3 protein-coding genes and 1 pseudogene are annotated in these 3537 nt (G+C 58.5%); 1 reads left to right on the top strand and 3 read right to left on the bottom strand.

Annotated features, from left to right (window positions below):
- Positions 1-14 precede the first annotated feature (14 nt).
- Complete coding sequence (locus tag AUK29_09820) at positions 15-1082, top strand: hypothetical protein (GenBank protein ID OIP61708.1); 1068 nt, start codon at positions 15-17, stop codon at positions 1080-1082.
- Between the two features lie 48 nt (positions 1083-1130).
- On the opposite strand, the gene leuD is transcribed toward AUK29_09820, so the two are convergent.
- From leuD to AUK29_09805, 3 genes and pseudogenes are all read right to left on the bottom strand, one after another.
- The gene (gene leuD / locus AUK29_09815; protein OIP61707.1) at positions 1131-1631 is read right to left on the bottom strand and encodes a 3-isopropylmalate dehydratase small subunit; all 501 of its coding nucleotides are present in this window, start codon (positions 1629-1631) and stop codon (positions 1131-1133) included.
- 120 nt (positions 1632-1751) lie between these two features.
- Positions 1752-3014, bottom strand: a complete 1263-nt coding sequence (locus tag AUK29_09810; protein ID OIP61706.1) for a 3-isopropylmalate dehydratase large subunit — start codon at positions 3012-3014, stop codon at positions 1752-1754.
- A 221-nt stretch (positions 3015-3235) separates the two neighbouring features.
- Positions 3236-3537 (bottom strand): annotated as a pseudogene (locus AUK29_09805) (2-isopropylmalate synthase).

The raw sequence follows: 3537 nt of genomic DNA, 5'->3' as shown, positions 1-3537 counted from the left end.
TGCAGGGAACCTCGGTGAATCAGGTCCTGATCGGTTCCTGTACCAACTCTTCGTACAGAGATCTCATGATCGTGGCCTCGCTGCTCAAGGGGAGGCGGGTGCATCCGGAGGTGAGCGTGGGTGTGGCGCCGGGGTCCCGGCAGGTCCTGGGGATGCTTTCTGAGTCCGGCGCGCTGACCGACCTGATCGCATCCGGGGTTCGCGTCCTGGAATCGGCCTGCGGTTTCTGCATCGGGAACGGCCAGGCCCCGGAGACCCATGCCGTCTCCATCCGGACCAACAACCGGAATTTTGAGGGGCGCTCCGGGACCAAAAGCGCGAAGGTTTATCTGGCCAGTCCCGAGACAGCCGCAGCCTGCACCCTGACCGGCAGGATCACGGATCCAAGAGACCTGGGCATCTCCTATCCTGAGGTCCGGCTCCCGGATCATTTCTGGGTGGATGACTCCATGATCCTGAAGCCTTGGGAAGACCCCGGCGCGGTCAAGATCGTCCGGGGCCCCAACATCGGAGAGCCGCCGGTCAACGATCCCATGCCCGAAACGATTCAGGGGATGGTCTCGATCAAGGTCGGGGACAAGATCACCACCGACCACATCATGCCCGCGGGATCTCGTCTCAAATACCGGTCCAATGTCCCCAAATATGCCGAGTTCGTCTTCGAAGGGGTGGACCCGGATTTTTCCTCTCGGTGCCTCAAGAATAAGGCATCGGGTATCCACAACATCATCGTAGGCGGGGAAAGCTACGGACAAGGCTCCAGCCGGGAGCATGCGGCCCTCTGCCCCATGTACCTCGGGGTCAAGGTCGTGCTGGCCAAATCCCTGGAGCGGATCCATACCGCGAACCTGATCAACTTCGGGATCCTTCCGCTGACCTTTGACCATGGCACGGATGATGCGGAGATGGGTTTAGGGGATGAGATCCTGCTGCCGGGCATCCGGGAATCTCTCAGACAGGGAAAGAAGCCCACGCTCATCAACAAGACCCGGAACAAAGAGATCCCGGTCTCCTATGCCCTGACCGAACGCCAGAGATCCATCCTTGTCGCAGGCGGGCTGCTGAATTACACCCGCTCTTAGTGGCCCTATTTACGAACAGGACTACTTAGAGAACATTTCAAGGCTGACCTACATTCCCGTCCGGATCTTCTTCTTTACGAAGGCCATGAGCCCGCCCGCGTTGATCAGCTCCCTCATGAACGGGGGGATGGCCGCGGCCTGGTATGTCTTGCCTGTGGTCCGGTTCAGGATCCGGCCGGATTCCATCTCCACCTCGATTTCGTCTCCCTGGGAGATGCCGTTCACGGCATCCCCGGATTCGAAGATCAAAAGCCCCATGTTGAAGGCGTTCCGGTAGAAGATCCGGGCAAAGGATTTGGCGATCACCGCGGAGACCCCTGCGGCCTTGATGGCGATGGGGGCGTGCTCACGGGAAGAACCGCAGCCGAAATTCTTGTCCGCCACGATCAGGTCGCCGGGGGCCATCTTTTTGATGAACTCCGGATCCGCATCCTCCATACAGTGCCTGGCTAGTTCATCGGGGTCCGACGTATTCAAATATCGGGCCGGAATGATCTGGTCCGTGTCCACATCCTTGCCGAATTTAAAGGCGCGTCCTTTGATTGGCATTTTCAGTCCTCCGTTTTAAATAGTCACCCCTTTACCGCAGAGGTCACAGATGCAGAGGAAGATCTTTGTTTTAAACCTCTTGACTCTGCGCTCTCCGCGTTCTCTGCGGTAAGTGGTTCTTTACACAATCTCTTCCGGATGCGTGATCCGGCCGGTCACGGCCGAGGCCGCGGCCACGGCCGGGTTTGCGAGATAAACCTCGCTCTCCGGGTGTCCCATCCGGCCCACGAAGTTCCGGTTGGTGGTGGAGACGGCCCGTTCCCCCTTGGCCAGGACTCCCATGTGACCGCCCAGACAGGGACCGCACGTAGGCGTGCTCACCGCCGCACCGGCTTCGATGAAGATCCCGATCAGTCCCTCCTTGAGCGCATCCTGGTAGATCTTCTGAGTCGCCGGGATCACGATCAGCCGGACATAGGGCGCGACCTTCTTCCCCCGGATGACCATGGCCGCCTCCCTGAGATCCGAAAGCCTCCCGTTGGTGCAGGAGCCGATCACCACCTGATCAATGGTGATATTCGAGGCCTCCCGGACGCTATGGACATTCTCAGGCAGATGGGGAAAGGCCACCTGCGGCTCCAAAGCGGAACAGTCGTATTCCCTGACGTCGCAGTAGCGCGCATCCGGGTCGCTCCGGTAAAAAACGGGCTTTCTCCTGGCTCGGCCGATCACATATTTCTCAGTGATCTGATCCGGTGCGATGATCCCGTTCTTGGCCCCGGCCTCAATGGCCATGTTGGCCATGGTCAGCCGGTGGGACATGGGAAGGGATTCGATGACTTCGCCGGTGAACTCCATGGCCCGGTAAAGAGCCCCGTCCACGCCGGTATCCCCGATCGTATAGAGGATCAGATCCTTGCCCCCGACCCACGGTCTGAGCATTCCTTTGTAGACGAACTTCATGGACTCGGGAACCTTGAACCAGGTCTCTCCGGTGATGAAGGCCGCGGCCAGGTCCGTGGAGCCCATGCCCGTGGAGAATGCGCCGAGGCCGCCGTAGGTGCAGGTGTGGGAATCGGCGCCGATGACCACGTCTCCGGGGACCACGATCCCCTGCTCGGGAAGGAGGGCATGCTCCACGCCCATCCGCCCGACCTCGAAATAACAGGTCAGCTCATGTTCCCTGGCAAAGTCCCTGAGCATCCTGCACTGCTCCGCGGACTCGATGTCCTTGTTGGGGGCAAAGTGGTCCGGCACCAGGGCGATAAAGTCCTTATTGAAGACCTTGGCGGCCCCGGACTCCCGGAACTTCTTGATGGCGATAGGCGCGGTGATGTCATTGGCCAGAGCGATATCCACCTTGGCCGTGATCAATTCCCCGGGCGAAACACTTTTTTCCCCGGCGTGCGCGGCCAGGATTTTTTCAGTGATAGTCATTCCCATGTTGGTCTCCAAAAAGAATTATCAGATTTCAGCACGCGATCTGTTCGACTGAGTTGCATCAGTTGTTCTCTTCTCTTGCTTCGAACAAAGGGTTCGAGGGTCCCAGGGTTCAAGGGTTCCAGTGTTTTTCTCTGAAGATTTTGCTTGCGTTTCATTATTCCACTTGAATCCTTGGCCCCTGGACCCCTTGAACCCTTTCGCAAAAAAATCCTCGGATGAAATTATTGCTTCTTGCGGTTTCTCCTCCAATGTTCCAGTTTATTCAAGGCATTCACATAGGCCTTGGCTGAGGCTGCGATAATGTCGGTATCGGCCCCCTGCCCGATGAAGATCTGGTCTCCCTCCTTGACACGCGTGGTCACCTCGCCCTGGGCATCGGTCCCGCCGGTGATCCCCTTGACAAAGTACCCGACTAAGGGGGAGTCGTTCCTTGTAATTTTCTTGATCGCGGAATAGACGGCATCCACGGGGCCGTCGCCTGTGGATTCCATTTCCACACGCTCTCCGTCCACCCGCATCCGGA

The sequence above is a fragment of the Nitrospirae bacterium CG2_30_53_67 genome (assembly GCA_001873285.1).
Taxonomy (GTDB): domain Bacteria; phylum CG2-30-53-67; class CG2-30-53-67; order CG2-30-53-67; family CG2-30-53-67; genus CG2-30-53-67.
This window is presented reverse-complemented; position numbering and strand designations above follow the sequence as displayed.

Coding starts and splice junctions, on each gene's coding strand:
- leuD (OIP61707.1), bottom strand. CDS start 1,631: ATGCCAATCAAAGGACGCGCCTTTAAATTCGGCAAGGATGTGGACACG.
- AUK29_09810 (OIP61706.1), bottom strand. CDS start 3,014: ATGGGAATGACTATCACTGAAAAAATCCTGGCCGCGCACGCCGGGGAA.